Source organism: Paenibacillus sp. FSL A5-0031 (genome assembly GCF_001956295.1).
Taxonomy (GTDB): Bacteria; Bacillota; Bacilli; order Paenibacillales; family Paenibacillaceae; genus Pristimantibacillus.
The window spans coordinates 112,872-134,148 of sequence record NZ_MRTD01000017.1; the positions used below are offsets into that span (position 1 = coordinate 112,872).

17 protein-coding genes are annotated in these 21,277 nt (G+C 47.4%); 12 read left to right on the forward strand and 5 right to left on the reverse strand.

Annotation, left to right across the window (positions count from 1 at the left end; translation table 11 throughout):
- Complete coding sequence (locus tag BK120_RS25870) at positions 1-786, forward strand: IucA/IucC family C-terminal-domain containing protein (protein WP_076270392.1); 786 nt, start codon at positions 1-3, stop codon at positions 784-786.
- Between the two features lie 1,397 nt (positions 787-2,183).
- Here BK120_RS25870 and BK120_RS25875 read toward each other — a convergent pair.
- Both BK120_RS25875 and BK120_RS25880 read right to left on the reverse strand, forming a co-directional pair.
- On the reverse strand, positions 2,184-3,026 hold the full coding sequence (locus tag BK120_RS25875) for an SDR family oxidoreductase (protein WP_076270427.1): 843 nt from the start codon (positions 3,024-3,026) through the stop codon (positions 2,184-2,186).
- Positions 3,027-3,061: 35 nt separating this feature from the next.
- Positions 3,062-3,964, reverse strand: coding sequence for a LysR family transcriptional regulator (locus BK120_RS25880; RefSeq protein ID WP_076270393.1), 903 nt, complete (start codon positions 3,962-3,964; stop codon positions 3,062-3,064).
- A 171-nt stretch (positions 3,965-4,135) separates the two neighbouring features.
- On the opposite strand from BK120_RS25880, the gene BK120_RS25885 reads away from it, so the two are divergent.
- From BK120_RS25885 to BK120_RS25900, 4 genes are read left to right on the forward strand one after another with little or no spacing between them, the layout of a single operon-like run.
- On the forward strand, positions 4,136-5,248 hold the full coding sequence (locus BK120_RS25885) for an extracellular solute-binding protein (RefSeq protein ID WP_076270394.1): 1,113 nt from the start codon (positions 4,136-4,138) through the stop codon (positions 5,246-5,248).
- Between the two features lie 15 nt (positions 5,249-5,263).
- Positions 5,264-6,934, forward strand: coding sequence for an ABC transporter permease (locus BK120_RS25890; RefSeq protein ID WP_083682448.1), 1,671 nt, complete (start codon positions 5,264-5,266; stop codon positions 6,932-6,934).
- The gene (locus tag BK120_RS25895) at positions 6,931-8,115 is read left to right on the forward strand and encodes an ABC transporter ATP-binding protein (RefSeq protein ID WP_083682450.1); all 1,185 of its coding nucleotides are present in this window, start codon (positions 6,931-6,933) and stop codon (positions 8,113-8,115) included. Before BK120_RS25890 ends, BK120_RS25895 begins: the two co-directional genes overlap by 4 nt.
- Positions 8,116-8,124: 9 nt before the next feature.
- Positions 8,125-8,787 carry a metallophosphoesterase gene (locus BK120_RS25900; RefSeq protein WP_076270396.1) on the forward strand — a complete coding sequence of 221 codons (663 nt, stop codon included), beginning with the start codon at positions 8,125-8,127 and terminating at the stop codon, positions 8,785-8,787.
- Between the two features lie 64 nt (positions 8,788-8,851).
- On the opposite strand, the gene BK120_RS25905 is transcribed toward BK120_RS25900, so the two are convergent.
- The 3 genes from BK120_RS25905 to BK120_RS25915 form a co-directional block, all read right to left on the reverse strand.
- On the reverse strand, positions 8,852-9,226 hold the full coding sequence (locus BK120_RS25905) for a DUF2500 domain-containing protein (RefSeq protein WP_076270429.1): 375 nt from the start codon (positions 9,224-9,226) through the stop codon (positions 8,852-8,854).
- 295 nt (positions 9,227-9,521) lie between these two features.
- Complete coding sequence (thpR, locus tag BK120_RS25910; RefSeq protein ID WP_179089896.1) at positions 9,522-10,070, reverse strand: RNA 2',3'-cyclic phosphodiesterase; 549 nt, start codon at positions 10,068-10,070, stop codon at positions 9,522-9,524.
- A gap of 94 nt (positions 10,071-10,164) precedes the next feature.
- Positions 10,165-11,949, reverse strand: a complete 1,785-nt coding sequence (locus BK120_RS25915; RefSeq protein WP_076270398.1) for an ABC transporter substrate-binding protein — start codon at positions 11,947-11,949, stop codon at positions 10,165-10,167.
- A gap of 127 nt (positions 11,950-12,076) precedes the next feature.
- Here BK120_RS25915 and BK120_RS25920 point away from each other — a divergent pair, with 127 nt between their 5' ends.
- The 7 genes from BK120_RS25920 to BK120_RS25950 all read left to right on the forward strand — a co-directional run bounded on the left by BK120_RS25920 (position 12,077) and on the right by BK120_RS25950 (position 21,264).
- On the forward strand, positions 12,077-13,582 hold the full coding sequence (locus BK120_RS25920) for a DUF4153 domain-containing protein (RefSeq protein ID WP_076270399.1): 1,506 nt from the start codon (positions 12,077-12,079) through the stop codon (positions 13,580-13,582).
- Positions 13,583-13,606: 24 nt separating this feature from the next.
- A complete protein-coding gene (locus BK120_RS25925; RefSeq protein WP_256711027.1) occupies positions 13,607-14,569 on the forward strand; it encodes an alpha/beta fold hydrolase in 963 nt (320 codons plus the stop codon).
- 21 nt (positions 14,570-14,590) lie between these two features.
- On the forward strand, positions 14,591-15,451 hold the full coding sequence (locus tag BK120_RS25930; RefSeq protein ID WP_083682454.1) for a metallophosphoesterase: 861 nt from the start codon (positions 14,591-14,593) through the stop codon (positions 15,449-15,451).
- Positions 15,452-15,676: 225 nt separating this feature from the next.
- Positions 15,677-17,920, forward strand: coding sequence for a 5'-nucleotidase C-terminal domain-containing protein (locus BK120_RS25935; RefSeq protein WP_483874406.1), 2,244 nt, complete (start codon positions 15,677-15,679; stop codon positions 17,918-17,920).
- A 315-nt stretch (positions 17,921-18,235) separates the two neighbouring features.
- Entirely contained in the window at positions 18,236-19,390 is a 1,155-nt protein-coding gene (locus BK120_RS25940; protein ID WP_076270401.1) for a type III polyketide synthase, read from the forward strand.
- Positions 19,383-20,117 (forward strand): methyltransferase domain-containing protein, encoded by a 735-nt coding sequence (locus BK120_RS25945; protein WP_076270402.1) that lies wholly within the window; start codon positions 19,383-19,385, stop codon positions 20,115-20,117. Before BK120_RS25940 ends, BK120_RS25945 begins: the two co-directional genes overlap by 8 nt.
- A 1-nt stretch (position 20,118) precedes the next feature.
- A complete protein-coding gene (locus tag BK120_RS25950; protein ID WP_076270403.1) occupies positions 20,119-21,264 on the forward strand; it encodes an NAD(P)/FAD-dependent oxidoreductase in 1,146 nt (381 codons plus the stop codon).
- The last annotated feature ends 13 nt before the right edge of the window (positions 21,265-21,277 follow it).

A 21,277-nucleotide genomic window follows, 5' to 3' on the forward strand; every position in this document is an offset into this window, starting at 1 on the left:
ATGTCGGCAACGCTTTCAAAGTCGGAGTGGGGCAATTTAAAAAGCAGATATAACTTCTCTTATGAGAATAATACTGACTCCGCTGATCGCTCCATTTATTCGAGAAATTTATTGAATAAGGAGCTATGCGAAACCTATCTGGATCGGCTAGGGAGCGAAATCGCTTCGCCATCAAGAAGAGTAACTGCGTCGATGCTCGCGAAGCGATATGCTTATCTAGTCGTTGCTCCTGTTCTGTATGCGATGACGGTATACAACAAGAATCTGACCATGACGTTGGACAATTGCCGCTTGGTTACACCTAGCGACAACGAGTTCAATGTGACTAAATCCAAGTTTCCTAATTTAAGCTTTGAAGAACCAAGCGTTACGGAATCGGTAGCAGGGGAGCGGAAAGAGTGGCGGGATCAGGTAATAAGAGAACTTTTTGCAGAGCATATTTCTCCATTATTTCGTGCTTTATCTATGGTTGGCGGAATACCTATAGTGATCTTATGGGAGAATGCGATGGTACGAATTGCTCCGCTTTATGAGGACGGACTGGAGGAAGAAATGAATCCGGCAATCTTACAACGGCTTCATGAAGATTTCACGTTTATTACGCAGACTGCACCTGGGAGCACATTTGGAGAACGTCGCAATCCGTTTACGAGGTTTATGAGCAAAACGAATATAGGCACGATGAGCGAGCTGCCTGATATTCGCCAAACCTGCTGCTTCTATTATGAAATGTCTTCGGCGGAATATTGCAGAGCTTGTCCGAAACCTTTCGAATGCCATAAATAGCTGGACATCGAGCAATCGTCTTGTCACCTTTTGGGGCAAGGAGATTGCTTTTTTTAATTATTGGTTCTTAATATAAGGGATTTTGGAATATAATTCGATTCCACATATGCGACTTGACGGCCGGTGTCATAAAGTTGAAGCTTGGGATTTCTTAAGCAGCTTACAAACATTATTCATCCGGATTTATGTTAAATAGGAAAGAATGGTTTCTCCTGTTACAGCTATGAACATTTGAGCGAAGTAATGGCAGTTAAAGGGGTCATTTCGGCGGCGTCCGCTAGGGAATCTTTTATAAATTTTTTCGGATGCTGAACATGTCCTCGTGGGGATGCTTCCACCACAAATAGCGAATAGCAAACAGCAGGAGCTTTTCCTGCTATTTTTAATTTAGCTGGAAAAGCTCCAGTTAATTTTAAGATGCGCGCTTATATGTGTTAATTAGCAGGAAAAGCTCCATGTAATTTTGCTGCAAAGCGGCTTTTTAGCGATTATGTGTTGAATTAGCAGGAGTAAATCCTGTTAATTGCTATTTTAGGTTGCTTCCGCGTCAAATAGCAGGAGCTTTTCCTGTTAATTGCTAATTTGAGATGCTTCCATCACAAATAGCAGGAGCTTTTCCTGCTATTTTATATTTAGCTGGAAAAGCTCCAGTTAATTTTAAGCTGCGCACTCATTTGAGTTAATTAGCAGGAAATTCTCTATGAAATTTTGCTGGAGAGCAGCTTTTTAGCGATTATACGTTGAATTAGCAGGAGTAAATCCTGTTAATTGCTAATTTGGGCTGCTTCCATCACAAATAGAAGGAGCTTTTCCTGCTATTTTTAATTTAGCAGGAAAAGCTCCAGTTAATTTTAAGCTGCGCGCTCATTTGAGTGAATTAGCAGGAAATTCTCCAGGTAATTTTGCTGCAAAGCGGCTTTTTTGCGAATATGTGTTTAATTAGCAGGAGTAAATCCTGTTAATCGCTAAATTGGGCTGCTTCCATTACAAATAGCAGGAGCTTTTCCTGCTATTTTCGTTTTAGCTGGAAAAGCTCCAGTTAGTTTTAAGCTGCGCACTCATTTGAGTTAATTAGCAGGAAAAGCTCCATGTAATTTTGCTGGAGAGCAGCTTTTTAGCGATTATACGTTGAATTAGCAGGAGTAAATCCTGTTAATTGCTATTTTAGGTTGCTTCCGCGTCAAATAGCAGGAGCTTTTCCTGCTATTTTCGTTTTAGCTGGAAAAGCTCCTGTTAAATTTTTGCTGTGTGCTCAGCCCACGCAATGAGCTGGAAGTGCCATGCTGAGCATTCTGCAGACTCCATATTATAATAAGTTCGTTTTAATACTTAGTGTGTAGATAGATGTTCAGTTTTTCCCGTGCGCTGTTCGATTAGTACTGCTAATTAGGCACGTATTATGTAAGTTTGACCTGCTGCTCGCTCCATGCCCAAAGCTTAGCCGCAAGCTCAGGATTGCTCGCTTTGCTTGCCGTTTGAACGCTCTTGCTGTCGATAAAATATTGGCCGGTCTGATTTGCCGCTTCATCGCTGGATGCTAAATAAATAGCCGTCTTTGCCCCTTCAAGCGGCGTTCTGAAAAAAGGCTTGAGCAGCTTATGCACCGACTTACCGAAGCCGCTCTTGCGATCTACGCCAATATTGGTCGCTACCGCCCCGGGATGAAGACTGTTAACCGTCACCCTCGTACCTGCGAGACGCTTTGCCAGCTCATTCGTGAATAAAATATTCGCCAGCTTCGATTGCGCATAACCTTTTGCGACATTGTAGCCCCTCGTCAGGTTCGGATCGTCAAAATGTATTCTTCCGGCCTTATGGGCACCTGAAGATACATTGATAATTCTCCCTTGCGGAGCACGTTGAAGAAGGTCAAGCAGCTCGTTAGTCAGCAAAAAATGACCCAAATGGTTGATGCCGATTTGCGATTCAAATCCATCCGAGGTTATGCTTCGTTTCAAGGCGACAACCCCTGCATTGTTGATCAACACATCAAGCTGGCTATATTTCTGCTTAAATGCAGCAGTGAAGGTGCGAATGCTGGCAAACGAGCCCAAATCGCAGGTCATGAGGACAATATCGCTGCTACCGCTTTGGCTGCGCGCTTGTTCAAGTGCAAGCTCGCCGCGCTCCTTGCTGCGGCATATCATCACGACGTGCGCCCCTTGCTTCGCAAGCTCGACCGTTGTCGCAAGCCCCATGCCGGAATTGGCACCAGTTACGGCTACGACCTTTCCTGTCATATTGCTCATCCAAGCCACCTCCGTCTATTCGTTATTTACAGCTTACCATGTGCAGCAAAGGTATGTCGTACAAATTCAATAAACGATCTGACATGTGGAGACAGCTGATCCTCGTTGCGGTACGCCAAACAAATATGCCGCTGGTTTACATACTGAGGCAGATCGCGCATAACGAGCTCGCCGGCTTCGATTTCTCGGATGACGCTTCGGCGCGGCAGGATGCCAACACCCATATTGCATTTTAGAGCTTCCTTGATCGTTTCGATCGCACCCAGCTCCATAACACTTTCCCACTGCAAGCCAGCCCCGGCTGCCCACTCATCGGACAAGGTACGCGAGGTTGAGCCAACCTCATGCAGCAGAAATGTTTCATGTCTAAGCTCTTCGACCTCTACTTGCGCCTGGTTAGCTAACGGATGCTCAGGCGCAAGCAGCAGCTTCAGCTCATCAGCGACTAACGGCTGTATAATAAGGCCTTCTTCCAGCGATTCGCCAAGAGAGACGATGCCTATATCGATCTCATAGCTGCGCAGCATTGCAAGCACAGAAGCTGCTTGCTTCACGGTCAGCATGAGGCTTACTTTTGGATACAGCTTGCGGTAGGCGGCAAAGTGCGGCGGCATCACATAGGTTGCTGGCGTGTAGCTCGCCCCCAGCCTCAAACGGCCTTCCCCTTGTTCACGGCGCTCCAGCATGGCAAGTCTAGCTTCTTCCATAAGGAAAACGATTCGCCTCGCATAGGGGAGCAGATCTACAGCAGCTTCACTTGGCTGAAGGCTCCGCGAGTGCTTGCGGAACAGCTCCACGCCAAGCTCCTCCTCAAGCCTTTTGAGATGAAAGCTGATTGTCGGCTGCTTAAGTCCCAGCTTATCTGCAGCTTCTGCGAGCGTTCGACCGCTGCATACCTCCATAAACACATGCAGCTGCTGTACATTCATCCCGTGCTCACTCCCTCGCTTTTTGCCTATTAATATAGATTAAATCTATATGTATATCAATATCTATCGATTACATTTCATAATATCTCGACATTACGTTAACAATCATCTGACAAACCGTTGCTAAAGTTAGGAGGTAAGCAAAACAGATAGTGGAGGGAAATCAAAACGATGAAAACGAATGGGAAACGCTGGCTTGGAACCGTTTTGCTAGCTGGATTGATGGCACTAACTGCTGCATGCGGCAACGGAAATGCCGGAAATACGAATAAAGGGGCAGCAAATGCCGGAAATACACAAACGACGGCTCCTACCGAAGAAGCGCAAGCGACAGAAACAGCTGCCACGGAGGATAAAGGAACGCTTACTGTATATTTGAACGATTTTGACAGCATTATCGCTCCATTATTTGAGGAAGCTACCGGCTACAAGCTGGAGGTCGTTGCGGGCAACGGAGCAGAAATTATGTCCCGCGTTGAAGCTGAGAAAGGCAATCCGCACTGGGATGTCATTTGGCTGGATGCGATGCCTTCCATTTATGGACTAGGAGCAAGCGGTCAACTGCTTGAAGGCTGGTCGCCGAATAACGTCGCTAATCTAACTGACTTTGCCAAAGCTTTTGTGCCTGAGAAGCAATGGTATGTTCCTACTGGAGCACATGCTGCGGGAGTTATTGTATATAACAAGAACAAAGTGAAGGCGGAGGATGCGCCTAAATCATGGGAAGACTTCTCGAATGCGAAGTATAAGAGCTTGATTGGTATGGCTGACCCAGCGATCGCAGCTCCTGCTTATCCTTTTGTTTCTTGGTTTTTTAAAGAAAAAACAATCGATGGCGGACAAACGTTCTTTAGCTCGCTGATGGACAATGGGCTTCGTGTATATCCCAAAAATCCAAACGTTGTCAAAGCGCTCGCCGCTGGTGAAATCTCGATCGCTGCGCTGCAAGAGAGCAATGCCTATGCGATGAAAAACGATAACGAGCCTATCGAAATTATTTGGCCGGCAGAAGGCGCTCCTGCATCCGTACGGGTAGCTGCGATTCAGAAGGATACCAAAAACCCGAATGCAGCTAAAGCGTTTATCGAATTTTTGCTCGATCCAAAAACGCAGCAAGCTTTAATTGATCAAGGTGACGAGAGTTATTTCCAGCCTTCCGTAAATGGCGTAAATGCCAAGCAAGATCGCGCAGCCGATGCGAAGCTCGTTGCAGCCGACGCTTCCTGGGCATCTGAAAATGAAGCGGCAATCAAGCAATGGTTCGCCGACCAGTCCGTTAAGTAAACGATGCAAACCTTTATGAAGGATCGGTTAGGATGGTTTGTCAGTATCATCCTATTCATCCTCGTCTTATATCCCTTGGCGGCAGTCATTATTCAAGTCCTGCTGCCTGGGGTTTTCTTCGGCAATTGGCAACTCGGGGATCTTGCGCTGCTGCTCGAAATATTCAAGCGTCCCTTATGGCAAAAATCACTCGAAAATTCCGTTGTGCTTGGACTTGGAACGACGGTGCTCGCTACGATTCTCGGCGGTGTACTGGCAACGATACGCGCCAACTGGTCATTTCCAACAGCTAAGCTGCTGGATGCCTCGGTTTGGCTGCTCATTATTACACCTTCGTTTATTTTAGCGCAGGGCTGGGTGCTGTTTGCTGCCGGAGGCGGCATCGCTGTTAACCTGCTCGGCTGGCACTGGGTTACGAGCGCTGTTTTTCAGCCTGCCGGACTTATTTTTATTATGACTTTAAGCAAATTTCCGTTCGCCTATTTGAGTGTTCATGCGGCGATGGAGTGGAAGGTTGATCAGCTGTCTCACGCAGCTCGCCTATCCGGAGCATCTGCTTTCACGGTATGGCGTACGATCCAAGCGCCTCTACTTATGCCAGCCGTTTGGGCTGGAGCAGCGCTTGTCTTTATGGATACAATCGGCGATTTCGGGCTTCCTGCATCGATTGCCGCTGTTTATCGTTTTCCGACGTTGCCTTACTCTATTTACTCAGCAATCTACACATCGCCCATACGATTCGATATGGCAGGCGTCCTGTCCTTTTATCTCGTATTGTTAATCGGTATTGCGATGTTCGTCCAATTTTATGCGATGCGCCGCTCGCGCTTTGATTTCTTATCGGCACGGGCGCAGCGGTCTGTACCGAAGCCGGCTGGAAAGTTTGCTGTGCTTCTTACCACACTAAACTTGTTATTTCTTGCCGTAGTCATCGGCATTCCGATAGGCGCAAACGTACTGATGTCCATATTCAAAACACAGTCAGGCGGTATGAAGCTAGCGAATCTCACCTTGGAGCATTACCGGGAATTGTTCCATAGCTCAAGCACGCTGCTGAAGGGTTTGTCCCATTCCTTAATGATCGCTGGAGTCGCTGCTCTGCTTGGCCTCTTGTTCGGACTGTGCGTCGCTTATGTCTTAACCTATTCACAGTTCAAATTTAAACGAACGATTGAGGTGTTCTCTGTCGTCACGCTTGCTGTTCCCGGCGTCGTGCTGGGCATTGGGTATATTTTCGTCTGGAATCAAAAATGGCTCGATTCAATAGGCTTGCTCCTGTACGGAACGCCTTGGATTCTTGTGCTTGCCGCAATCGCCGGCGCTATTCCCGTCATTACGAGATTGATGGTCGGCGCAATGGCGAAAGTACCGCTTAGCCTGCTTACTGCCGCGCAGCTGCAAGGGGGTACGCTCGCAAGCCGCGTCCGTTTCATACTTGTCCCTTTAATACGCGGCGCTTTGCTCTCTGCGGGCCTTGCTGCATTTGGCTCCAGCGTGTTTGACTTAGCGGTGAATTCGATCCTGTTCCCGCCAAACTTCCTTACGCTGCCTGTTACGATCAACAAGGCATTTGAGGATTTGGATTTTGGTTATGCTTCAGCGGCAACCGTCGTTGGATCATTTATCGTTATTATGATTATTTTGGCGGTTGAGCTCATGCTCCGCCGCAAGGAGGCAAATACATGACATCGACTGCGATTCAGCAAAGGTATGACGAGGTAAATGAGCCTAAGCCAGCCGCTCTCAAACCGCTGCTTGCAGCATCTGGTTTAATGAAAAGCTACGGATCGTTTCAAGCGCTTAAAGGAATTTCTTTCGACATGCGTGAAGGCGAGATTATTAGCGTGCTTGGACCGTCAGGCTGCGGCAAGTCGACGCTGCTCCAGCTCGTCGCTGGCTTATCGAAGCCAGATGGCGGCCAGCTTAAGCTGGGCGATGAGATTATCGCCTCTCCGTCCGTCATGATGCCCCCTGAGAAACGCGGGGTTAACATGGTGTTTCAGGACTATGCGCTGTGGCCGCATATGAATGTGTTCGATAACATCGCTTATGGGCTGCATAGAAGCAAGATGGCACGGGCGGATATTCAGCAGCGCGTTCAGGAGCTGCTGGCGATGCTACATCTTGAAGGGCTTGAGCGCAGGCTGCCACCGCAGCTCTCTGGCGGCCAGCAGCAGCGGGTCGCTATTGCGAGGGCAATTGCCACTAGGCCGAAGCTGATGCTGCTCGATGAGCCGCTCTCCAACCTTGATATGCGGCTTCGCGTAGAAATGCGTACCGAGATGGCGTATTTATTCCGCCAATTAGGCATGAGCGTTTTCCATGTTACGCATGACCCGGAGGAAGCTTTCGCTATGGCCGATCGGCTGCTTATTTTGCGCAATGGGCAAATTGATCAGATGGGCACGCCGCAGCAATGCTTCACGCGTCCGGCCAGCCGCTGGGCAGCTTCTTTGCTTGGAGCAATTAACGGCTTGCGCGGCGAAGTCATAAACGGAGACAGCGGCAGCGCTGTCCGCATCGGCTCATCGATCATTCACGGTTTGCTCGCGCCAGAGCAGCAGAACCTAAGTGACCATTCGCAAGCGATCATTATGTTCCGTCCTGAGGAAGCTGAGGTCATCGAGCGAAGAGACGCCGCAGCCGTGCTTTCATTAGCTTCACCGCAGGAGCGGACAGACAATACGATTCAGCTTCAAGTGCTTCACTGTACCTTTGAAGGCAATCGCTGGCGTGCAGTTGCACAAACGAGCTGCGGACAGAAGGTATATCTAGTGCTCGCAGTCCCGTTAGAGGCCGGCGAGCATGTAACGATAAAGCTAGCCATTCGCTCTGCTTTCATTTACCCGAATGAAGAAGAAAGGTAGTCGATTCATTTGTATAATCCAACAAAAACAGACTCGCGTCTTTTAGCCATTGCAGATATACACGGTTATGAAGAAGAATTGCTGTTTTTGCTTCAAGAAGCAGCTTATAACCCGCACCATGATCGGCTTATTTTGCTGGGCGACTACATCGATGCCGATAGGCCCGCTACATGGGGCACGCTAGATACGATTCACCAGCTTATCAACGAAGGTGCACAGGCATTGCTCGGAAATCAGGAGCTGCGACTTCTTGCATCCGCTGAGTCCAGCAGTGCGCTTCACCCGGAAACGAAAGAATGGCTGCACAAGCAATCATTGTATGTGGTAGTCGGCCAGTATTTATTCGTTCATGCAGGCATTCGGCCAGGTGTCCCTCTGCATGAGCAAAAAAAGAAGGACCTAACGGAAATTCGCGACGAGTTTATTTATACGCCTTTGCCTGATTCGGACGAGGCGCAGTCGTACACCATTATTTTTGGCCATACACCAACGTTCAAGCTGGATGCTTCTTCCCCTGGAGCCATATGGCAAGGAAATCGACGGCTCGCCATTGATACTGGGGCCAAGCATGGCTGTCGCTTAACACTGCTTGATGTCAGCAGCCTATTGAGCTATTCATGCTCGACTGCGCCAGAGAGCCGCGGCGGCGATTTCAAATTGCTTAAGCTCTAATCCATCTAACACACAAAAAAAGCGCTGCCCGTATGCATTTACGGGTCAAGCGCTTTTTCTCTTTTTAAATAGAGCTGTTTATATTACTATTTCGTTCAAAAGCAACGATCCAATCCCCTTGGACTGCCGCATAACCTGTGTCACCCTCAACAACCAAGCCGTACAAATTTTTGACGTCTACATATTCCTTGCGAGTGCCATTATCGAATTCAAGCGTGATGTAATAATACGTACGGGATGAATTGCTGGTATGCCCCACTCCATCGTGGTTGTGGTGATTCGTATGATGGCGAACGTCAATGCGCTTGGCTACAACGCGCGCGTAAGTCGTTTCTTTTGGCGCGGTCGAATTTTTGAAATATTTAACAATGCTAAAAATAATGCCGCCAATAACGAGCACGAATACAATCATTATAAATATAGGAACCATCGTAAACATAATTCCTCCGCCTGGAGGGCCGAATCCAAATCCATTCACAAACCATCACATCCAATCTTTTCTTTTCATGTCATTAATTTTACTATTAATACGTTCTTCCGACTAGAATGATGCGGTATAGGCTGCAAAAGCTGAGGTTAATTAATAAAAAGGAAGGGAGTAACGAAGTGGATTGTTGGGGCTTAATAGAGTTAGGAGATAGGATCACGCAGAAAAGAGCGGCTGGACGCTGCGCACGTCGGAAAGCTGGATAGCCGCTCAGCGGGATCATTTTTATTTTGACAGCAGTTAAGCCTCATTCCTGCATATGTAACGGAAAACGATCGATGATCTCGTACATAGGAGACTCGTTCATATGGGTGAGCATGAGCACAAATTGATCGATTTCCCAGCTGAACGATGAGGCAATAGACGTCGCTGCTTCAATCGGCATTCGATTAGCGTCAGCGAATCCTTTGGCAAGCGTGATATGCGGCGCGTAGGTACGATCGTCTGGAATGAAGCCTACTGAACTCGTTGCCCGAATAATCTCCTCGTGAAGAGTGGACAGTTCCTTTAAATTTCCGCTAACAGCACCCCATAGAACACGTGGAGCAGCGGGCGGGCCAAATGTTCCGATTCCACTCCAAGTTAAGGAAAAAGCATTTGCTCTTACTTTTTTTAGAGCGGCTGCCAGCTCTTCAAGCTGAGCAGCCGAAGTGTCGCCTAGAAACTGAAGCGTAATATGGTAATCGCTCGGATGCGTCCATTTACGGAAAGGCAGCGTATGTTTATGATCTTCTGCCCAGCTTTCCAGCTCCTTGGACACAGATGGTGATACAGGTATAGCGACGAACAAGCGCATTATTTTTTCCCTCCTAATCTCAGTATGCAGCCATAACACACGGAACATTCATTATGCACGTCAGATCTGGCCTTTTTTTCCATTTTAAATATTTCTAAGTAAACCAAATATCGCGGAAGCGTACCCAGCCCAGCGATTCCAATGAAATGCCGCGCACGGAAGGATGGAACGCGGTTTTCAAATGTTTACGGTAGAGGAAAAACAAGCTGTGCCTGGCTTTGAGCTGAGCCTCTATGTCTATGAATATCGCTTCTCGGCGTGCTCGATCCGGCTCGCCCAATATCATCTGGATGCTGTGCTCCAGCATATCATGAACCTCGGGAAGCGCATGCTGCTGCATGCTTTTGTACAAATCAATTAGTCTGAGCTCGCGATGCTCGTCCAGCATGACTGCGAAAAGCAGCAGATCAGCGGACATGCGCGCTGTGCCTTTAAATTGCTCGGCAGGAATGAGGTTTATTTGCAGCGGAATGCCTGATTTCGCATACACCTTCTGAATGATCTCTGCATCCGCTGCATACTGCGGAATCGTAGCTAGTACCAGCGGCTCGCCTTGATAGCCGGAGCTGGCAAGCGCTTGCTTGATTACGCTCCAATCAATGGGGGCTGCATCCAACGTTTCATCAATCTGGTTCAGCCAGAAGCTGTTAACTCCTTCAATGACATCTCCGGATAGCAGCTGCAAAAGCTCTGTCCGCTCGATAGCGAGGTTAATTGCCGCTCGTATGGCGGGGTTTGCCAGCAAGCCGTGCTTTTGTTCATTAACTGTGATGAATTTACAGGTCATGCCGGACTGTCTAACCTGCTGCCATCGTTCAGCTGCCATATCCGTTAGTCTCGCGTTGTGCATGATTTGAAACGATTGCAGCTCAGCGTGGTTTTCGCGCGTTGCCTCCTCGGCAACGGTCCACACTTCTACACGGTCGAGGAAAGCTCTGCCGCGGAAATAGGCAGCGAAAGCTTCCAATATCCAGACGCCTTGATCATTTCCGGTGAATCGAAACGGGCCTGTACCAATCGGTTTGCTGCCAAATTGCTCGCCAGCAGCCGAACAAGCATCTTGAGGTACGATAGAGGCGCGATTAGTCGTCAAAAAAGAGAGAAAAGCTTCGTTGCGCTCGGATAGTTGAATGCGAATGGTTGTGTCATCCGGTGTATCCATAGAAATGATGTTGGTGTAAGCCCAGCTGTAGAGCCCTTGTGGTGCCAGCCTTTTAAGCCGTTCAAGCGAATATTTGACGTCTGATGAATCCAGCTCACGGCCATGGTGGAACAGAACGCCCTTGCGCAAATAGAAAGTCCAGCGCGTACGCGATTCATCAACCTCCCACGCATGGGCAAGCTGCGGCAAAATCTGCTCTCCCCTCGGATCGATGCGAACGAGCCCGTCAAATATTTGATTAACAAGGTGGGACTCGCCCGTGTAATGGATAGCTGCCGGATCTAGCGAATAGATGGTCTGCGGAAGCGGGAAGCGCAAAATATCTGTGCGCCGCTTGCCCTGCACCTCCGAATGAAATCCGAATTGACCAGAGAGCCATTCCTGAAACTGGTCGCGTAGCAAAGGCGCTTCTTCGATTTGCTGGAGAAGCTCAAGCGCCGAATGCAAATCCTGCTTTTGCATCATTTCTTGCGCTTCCTCCAGCGCGACTTGTTCCTTGCTGACGAGGAAGGAGAGGGCAGAGCGATTGCCTCGTCCCCGCTTTGGCTCCCACACTAACCACTCTTCCTGCTGCATACGCTTCAATAAAAGTACCATATTCCGATGTGTGCAATCGAGCAAATTTGCGAGCTCCTGTGTTGTAACCTCGAAGGGGATATTCTCTTGAATACTCGGATATGAGCGCCTAAGCGCGAGATAATGCCTGCGGATTTTCATGCAAATTACTCCTAACTCGAAAATATGAAATTTTCCAATTATAACTTACACTTTTTGTTCTTGTTTTCTAGGTTACAATAAAAGGAGTAATTTAACAAATCCAGTTTAAAGATGGAGTGAGTGAAAAATGAGAGATCCAGCACCATGGCAAAAAAGGTATGAGAAAATGCTTATTCTTGCCCTTCTGTTTGGTCTAGTCAGTCAATATTTGTTCGTAGGAGCAGCCGCAGGCATTTCGGTTATCGTGTTCATTTCCAGCTTTTATGGGTTGTTTTTCTATTCCATAAAGGGGAGGATGGGGGGCTTTGAGAAATGGCAAGGTCAAGCCCGATCTGGCTGGCTGCTGCTCATTCCAATCTTTTTACTGACGCTAACGTATGCGCTATATGATAACGGTCTGTTCCGCCAGCTGAATATGTTTGCATTGTTTGCGTTGATCATTTCTCAGACGGCGCTTATGACGAGCAGCAGTGTGAAGCCGTGGTACCGAGGCGTATTTTATACAGAGCTATTATTTCTGGCTTTAATTAAGCCGTTTGCTTTTATAGGCGTACCGTTTAACCTAGTTAATGATCGTTTGAGAGGAAAAGAGAAAGGTGAGAACTCGGCGAAAAGCAAGCTTGGAAAAATATCGCTAGGACTGCTCCTGTCCGCACCTATCCTTATTGTCGTTATTGCGCTGCTTGCTTCAGCGGATGAAATTTTCCTATCTTGGCTGCTTGAGATTCCGGGCGTCATGGATCGTTTCTCTTTGGGGGAGAGCATCTGGCGCATAATCGTAGCAGCAGTATTTGCCTTTTATGCTTTTTGCTACATATGGGGATTGCTCTTTAATAAGGCAACAGATACAACAAAAAACTTACCGACAGATACGCCGGGTGCTGCAATACAGCCAAACGGACGTATCGAATTTGATCCCATCACTGCCGGGACGCTGCTTGTCAGTATTAATATCGTTTACGTGCTGTTTGTTATCATTCAGTTCTCTTATTTGTTCGGAGCAGCAAACGGTTTGCTGCCTGAGGGAGCTGCGTATGCCGAATATGCACGCAGAGGTTTTGCGGAATTAATTATGGTTGCACTTATTAACGTTTGCTTGCTTATGTGCGGTTTGCATCTCATTCGGCGCACTAGCGCAGCAGCGGAGTGGATCCGCAAGCTGTCTCTTACCGTGTTGATAGGCTGTACAATCATTATGCTTATTTCCGCTTACAGCAGGCTCTCTTTGTACGAGGAGGCTTATGGCTTCACACAGACAAGACTACTGGTTCATGGCTTTATGATTTATCTGGGCTTTTTGCTCGTCGTTGCATTGCTGCGTATATGGAAAGAGCATTTCTCGATGGGCAAGGTCTATATATGCATTTCTATTATTGCATTTGTTGTGATGAACTATATCAACATAGATGCGCGGATTGCTGAGAACAATGGTGATCGCTACGAACGAACAGGTAAGATTGATATCGCTTATCTCGGTACGTTGTCCACAGATGCGGCGCCGGCGCTGCTAAAGCTGCAAGCGAAGCATCCAGAGTTAAAGGGGCTGAACGGAGTAATCAATAAGCTTCAGAATAAGGCCCATAAGCATAACAAGTGGCAATCTTGGAATCTATCGAAGCAACGGGCTAAATAATTGGAGAAAGGCAAGGTCGTTTGTATGATGAAAATATCCCTTTTTGATCGTAGTATTCGACTTATCCTCTCACTTGTCGGATTTCCACTGTTAATCATACAGTATTTGATAACGGTCTATGAGCAAAAAAAACATAAACCTACAGGGTGGCATGCCGACATCGGCTCACGCAAGCTGCATGTTACCGTCACTGGTCATGGTTCGCCAACGATTATTTTAGAAGCGGGGATGGGCGGTTGCTCGCTGGATTGGGTACTCGTTGCTCCGGCGCTTTCGACGAAGGCGAACGTGATTACTTATGATCGCGCAGGATTTGGCTGGAGTGAGGCGGTGCTTGATCTGCCTACTTGCAGCGCTTATGTTGATGATTTGCGTTCACTGCTGAGAACGCTTGGCGCAGCTCCGCCCTATTTGCTAGTTGGCCATTCCTACGGAGGGATGATTATGAGGCTGTTCGCTTCGCGTTATCCTGAGGAAGTATGCGGCCTTGTTCTTGTTGATGCGACGCACGAGAGCCGCTATCTGCCGGAGCAAACAACCGCTGGCCGGCAAAAACAGCTGTTTAGCCACCGTTCTCAATATAGACTAGGTTATATGCTGGCGCCGCTTGGCATACCGAGATGGCTGAAGCAGCATATCGGCTCTAAGCGTTTGCCGGAAGAATGGCTGGCGCCAGTACGAGCATTAGGTTACAAAGCAAGTGCGTATAGGGCTGTCTATGCTGAGCTGCTTAGCACGACGGAAAGCAGCCTGCAATTAAAAGCTGCCGAGCCGCTTAAGCAGGATTTGCCTGTCATCGTATTAAGCGCAGGGAAACAGAATGAGGAATGGCAGCAGGGGCAGCGGAAGCTTACAAATTTGACCAAGCGCACGAATCAGATTATAGTCGAGGATAGCTGGCACTCTATTCATATTCATAGACCAGATGCTGTAATTCACGCTATTAATCGTTTATTAGATGAAATAGATTTGTCTAGTTATCGCTAAAATGTAAGGAGTTTTGCAGTAATGCGCATGACCAAAAAACGTTTGTTCTGGATATTACCACTAGCTATTCTTGTAGTAGCGGCTTTTCTTTATTACGAGAATAATGCGATCGGAATAACAAAATATGAAATCAGCTCGGCGAAGCTTCCTGAAGGAGTCAGCTCTTATCGTATCGTTCACTTAACTGATCTTCACAGCAAGTCTTTCGGCAAGGAGCAAAGCACAATTACGAGCAAAGTAAAACGGCTGAAGCCGGACCTCATTGTGATGACAGGCGACTTGGTTGATAGCAGAAGATACAATGCAGAAACTAGCCTTACCTTGATGCGCAAAATGACGGAACTGGCTCCTGTCTACTATGTGACCGGAAACCATGAATATGGCCCGAGGTTAACCGCATTACAGAAGGCGTTGAAAGAGCTGGGCGTCCACGTGATGCGTAACAAAAGCGAAATGATAAAGCTGGGTAATGGGGAGATTCGAATGGCTGGCGTAGATGATCCGGTTTTTAATTTAAAGGCTGATGGCGATGTTGCGAAGCTGAATGAAAATATGGCGACTGCTATGCAAGCAACCGAATCGGAAAACAACTCCGACACGCTCACTATCCTTTTATCGCATCGCCGGGAGCTTTTTTCGGTCTACACGCAGCACAAAATTGATTTGACCTTCTCCGGCCATGCGCATGGCGGACAGGTGCGCTTGCCTTTTTTGGGTGGGCTCGTGGCCCCGGGGCAAGGCTTCTTGCCAAAGTATGACGGAGGCAAATATGTGGAAGGCGGCACAACGATGATCGTCAGCCGCGGGCTCGGCAATAGCATTTTTCCGCAAAGAATATTTAATCGTCCAGAGGTTGTATTGGTTGAGCTTACCCGTCCGTAACACTTAGCATCCACGAAACTATGTGGAAAAGCACTCTTTCTAATAGCAAAAGATCCAATGGCAGTACAGAAAAACAACAGCGAAATGAGTTCGATTTCTTGTCGAGCTTGTTTCGCTGTTGCCGCTTTTGCAATAAATAAGTTCGTTTCGGCTATGTCCAAAATACAAGCTATACTATAGAATGAAAACGTTCCTACTAGTCATCCAAACCACCAAAGGAGAGTCATAATGAAGATGAAGAAAAAAGTAAGTTTAGTGATTGCTGCTCTCATGTTGTTTGGAAGCGTTGTCAATTTTGTTCCGGGTTCGGTAAAAGCAGCTGAATCGGCAAGCACGGATACCAAGATTTCCATCTTAGGTACTTCGGATATTCACGGACGGTTTATGCCTTGGGATTATGCTCTTGACGGTCCCAATCCCACGGGGAGTTTAACGCAGTTATTTACAATGATCAAAAAAGTTCGCGAAGAGAACCCGAATACGGTTTTACTGGATGCAGGGGATATGATTCAGGGCAATTCGGCTGAATTATTTAATGATCAACCGAAGTCTCCGATGATGGTGGCCATGAATGAAATGAACTATGATGCATGGGTAATGGGCAATCATGAGTTCAACTTCGGGCTCGATGTGTTCAATAAGATTACCACTCAGTATAAAGGTCAAAGACTGGGCGGGAACATCTATAAGGACAATGGCGATCGATTCTTGCCTGCGTATACCATTATCGAAAAAGCTGGCATAAAAATTGGAGTTATTGGAATGGATACGCCAATGACAACTGAGTTTGAAAAAGGAACAGATCATCTAGACGGCATTGTATTCAAAAATCCTGTTGATGAAACGAAAAAAGCAATCAAGGAATTAGAAGGCAAAGTAGATGTAATGGTTGGTCTTATGCATATGGGGCTGGAGAATGAAAATGGTGTACCAGGTACTGGCGTAGCTGATATTGCCAATGCGAACCCGGAGCTGGCTGCTATTTTTGCAGGCCACATGCATAAGCTTATTAAAGAGGATACGGTGAATGGCGTTTTAATTGTTGAACCGGATAAATACGGAACGCATGTTTCTCGTATCGACCTTACGTTCACGAAGCAAGGTGATAAGGTAGTTCTTAAAGATAAGAAAGCTGCTGCATTGCCTGTTAAAGCGGCGGATGGAACGACTGAAGTATCGGATCCAGCATTGGAATCCACACTGCAGCCGTATCACGATTTTGCAAGGGCAGATGCGAATATCGAGGTGGCACAGCTTAAAGGAATGAATCTTGTAGCTAAAAATGAGATTAATGATATTCCGACTGTACAAATTCAGGAAACACCGTTATCAGACTTCTTTAACGAGGTCATGTTGTATTACAGCAAGGCAGATGTCGTTGCTCATCAGATTGATAACGATAAGGCGCGGCTGGATGTAGGTCCTATTAAGAAAAAAGATATTGCCTATAACTATCAGTTTGCTCTAGGAGAAATTACCGTTTACCAAGTAACGGGTAAAGATTTGAAAGATTACATGGAATGGGCAGCAGGTTATTTTAACTCAACACGACCTGGCGATGTAACAGTTAGCTTTGATAAGACACGCCGCGCTTCCAAATATAGCACCAACGATTTTTTTGGCGGCGTCAAATATGAAATTGATCTAACGAAGCCTGCTGGCAGTAGAATCACGAACTTGCGTAAAATGGATGGCAGCAGCATCAAGTCGGACGATGTAGTCAAACTCGGTATGAACGCATATCGTATGGATGCTCTTAAAGCCAAAGGTGGAGCACTTGAAGGACGCAGCTTTGAGCAGCTTTGGTCTTCGAAGGATGCAAGCACATTTGGCGAAATGGACGGAACCATTCGTAATCGTGCCATTGCGTACCTAAAAGACGTGAAAAAAGGTGTATACGAGCCTAAAATTCAAAGCAATTGGAAAATTACAGGTGTAGATACGAAATCTCCTGAACGTGCTGATGTAGTTGAGCTTATTAATACCGGTATATTGGAGATTCCGAAGACGGAGGATGGCAAATATACCAATGTAGCCTCAATTAACATTTTGGATGCGGTCACTGAAAATGAAATAGCTGAGTTGTCTAACAAAGCAAAGGTGGAGCAAAGTCTATTTGCCGGCGTGAAGACAAAAGGCGAGTTCTATCATAAACTGAATGCGGCGATTAAGGCAGCAGTGACTACCCCAGAGGTAACTACTCCGGAAGTAATCATTCCAAAGGAACCAGTTAAGCCTAATCCTAAACCTGATCCTAAACCTACAGTAAAGCCGGTCGTTAAGAAGCAAGCAAAGGTTACAGCATACTTCTTGAATGTTCGTGCTGAAGCTTCTTCGAAAGCAAAAATTTATACGGCTGTACCAAAAGGTACTGTTCTTGAAGTGTTAGGAACGGAGTACGGCTGGGTGAAGGTTTCGTATAAAGGGAAAATAGCATATGTGTATGGTAAATATGTAGATATGATTTAATATTATATTTTGCTTAGTGCCCAGTCTTTGTAGACTGGGCACTTTTTGGGTAAATACTATTTTCCAAAATAGACAAAAAGAGACCCACAGCATTCGGTGCTGTGGGTCTTCATTATATATATTACAAAAGGGGGTTGTTTTCATTATAGTAGGCTTTCATTAAAACGAGATGAAAATTATATTTCAAGTTTATTACAAATGATTGGAAAACGATGTAATACTCGCTTGCATATCAAGGAGAAGCAATGAATAGACTTGTTAAAAGCAGAATACTTGTCCGATTATGCTTGTCTGGAGAGGGTGGGAAATTACGATATGAAGCATTCACAATCGAGTATTGCGATATTAGGGATAGGTACAGCGGTTCCGCCTCATCTTGTTGATCAAGCGGATACAGCGCGAAGGTTAGTCGATGCATTAAGCGATAAGCCGGATTCCGCCCGTTGGGGAAGAAGGATTTTTAAGCAATGCGGCGTGCAAAGCCGGTATACTTGTGAACCGAATCTGCTAGCGGAAGCAGCTGAATGCCGTTACCTGCCGAGCGCTTCACCGGAGACCGCTCCCTCGACAGCGGAACGTATGGGCATATATAAGCGGGAATCCGTTCCGCTTGGGCTTCATGCAGCGAGACAAGCTTTGGCAGATGGAGAGGTTGATGCGGCTGAGATTACACATCTCATTACGGTCAGCTGTACCGGACAATTTTTGCCGGGAATGGATGCAGCGATCATATATCAATTAGGACTAGCCCCCACGATCACCCGTATCCCGCTTAATTTTCTCGGCTGTGCTGCAGGGCTTAAAGCCATTGGCCTGTCACGTCAAATTGTATCGAATGACAATAACGCTAATGTACTTGTTGTATGCGTCGAGTTATGCACGCTGCATATTCAGCCATCTGGCGATAAGGAATCGTTATTTGCCGCTTCATTTTTCGGGGATGGAGCTTCAGCCTGCGTTATTGGTGAGGGCAAGCCGCATCACAAGCCTATTTTTGCGCTAGGCGAAGAACGTTCAGTTCTGCTGCCTGAATGTGCAGAGGAAATGGTGTGGGAGGTTGGCAACCACGGCTTTGACCTATACCTTTCTCCACATATTCCGAAGCTGATCGGCGAGTTTATACCTGCGGAAGTAAAGCAATTATGCGGGGATGAAGCGCTGGATCTATGGGCAATCCACCCAGGCGGCAAAGGCATTATCGATATTTTGCAAAATAAGTTCGAGCTTACGGATGTGCAAACCTCGCATAGCTTAGGCGTGCTGCGCGATTATGGCAATGTCTCCTCTGCTACGATTTTGTTCGTGCTGAATGCCATGAGATCGCATCTTCAAGAAACAGGCTCAGAGCGAGTAGGCGGCATTGCACTCGCATTTGGTCCAGGCTTAACCGCTGAGATGATTAAGATTGCTTATGTTCCCGCTGTACTTACGGGGGATCAAGAGCAAATGGCGGACGAGGCTTATGTCTAGAAGCTTGCGTCATCGGGCTGCAACTGCCGAGCTTATGGATGATTTCTCAATTGGCGGGGCTGAGCTGCACGAGGCTTTGCGTCAGCTTCGTCAACTGAACCGTATTTTTGCTGCAGCCGCACCGACGATTTACGGCGTCGAACGACTTTGGGAGCAAGCGAATAAGCCGAGAAGCCTGACCATTCTTGATGTTGGAGCGGGCTCAGGCGATGTGAACCATGAGCTGCTGAAGTGGGCTGATGGGCGGGGAATTGACCTTTCTATTCAGCTAGTGGATATAACGGAAGAGGCTTGCGAGGAAGCTAGGCGGTTTTTTCAGAAGGAGCCAAGAGTCCAGATTAAGCAAGGCGATTTGTTTGATTTGGATGATGGCAGTGCGGATATCGTAACGGGGACGCAGTTTTTGCATCATTTCTCCGAGGAGGAGCTGCCGCATGCAGCTGCAAGTATGCTCAAGGCATCACGGCTTGGCGTGGTTATCAATGACATCCACCGTCACTGGGTCGCATGGGCTGCGGTATGGCTGACGACTCGGATCATTTCCACTAATCGATACATTTTGCATGACGGTCCATTATCGGTTGCCAAGGGCTTTCGCGCAAAAGATTGGAAGCTTCTTGGCCAAAAACTGAGCAATGGTTCTATCAGCTACAGCTGGAGGCCTTTGTTCCGATATGCGGTCGTTATTAGCAAGTCACATAACAGTCCATTTGACGGAGCTGAGTAAAATGACGCGTATACTGGATGCAGCTGTGCTCGGAGCGGGCATAGCTGGGAGCAGCTTAGCTAAAGCGCTTGCCGATAAGGGCTGGGAGACGTTGCTGCTCGATCGTCAATCATTTCCGCGCCATAAGGTTTGTGGAGAGTTTTTATCTCCCGAAGCGCAAGGAACACTACAGGTGCTTGGTTTAAGCGAGTCTATTAAAGCGCTGGGACCAAGCCTGATAGAGCGGATACGTTTAATTTTCGAAAATGGCGCTGAGATTAATATTCCGCTTTCAAGTGCGGCATGGGGTCTCAGTCGATATTCGCTTGATGCCGCGCTCCATCAAGCGGCGCAGCAAGCGGGCGCAAAACTGCAAACGGGAACGACAGTGACGGCAGTGAAGGCTACTGATTTTGGTTATTCCATTGAAACAAAACAAAACGGTAAATTCAGCTCAGTTGAGGCTCGTACTGTCATCGCTGCTTGGGGAGCAAATAAGCATGCAGGATTACCGGGCTACAAGCAACATCAGACGGCGAAGCCCTCGTACATGGGCGTGAAATCCCATTTTCGCGGCATAGCTATGGAGCCGGTTGTTGAGCTATATTTCTTCCGCGGCGGTTACTTAGGATTATGCCCCGTAGAAGACGGGCTTGTGAATGCTTCGGCGCTGCTCGCTCGTGATAGCTTTGCAGATGCAGGAAAGACGATACTGGGGATCATGAAAGCCGCCGCAAGGCGAAATTCGAGACTGCATGAGAAGCTCGCGCTTGGGGAGTCTGTTCAAGGATCGCAGGCGGCAGTAGCGCCTGTTCATTTGAACCATAAGCCGCACGCGTGGGATCAGCTTCCGCTTCTCGGCGATGCAGGTGCGATGATTCCCCCGCTTTGTGGAGATGGAATGTCCATGGCACTTCGCTCCGCTGCTCTATGTGCTCCGCTTGCTGACCGCTATTTAAATGGAAGTCTTACTATGGCTGATTGGCAGCTTGCTTATATTAGGGCAATTAAACGTGAATTTGAGGGGCCGCTGCGATGGGGAAGCTTCCTGCAATGGTTATTTCATATGCCGACCGTTTCTAGTTGGCTGCCAAACGCCGCGCGAATAGCGCCTCCACTTGCACAGGGGCTCGTCCGGGCGACGAGATTAAAGCCATTCCGGATGTAAAGGCTAAGCCAAT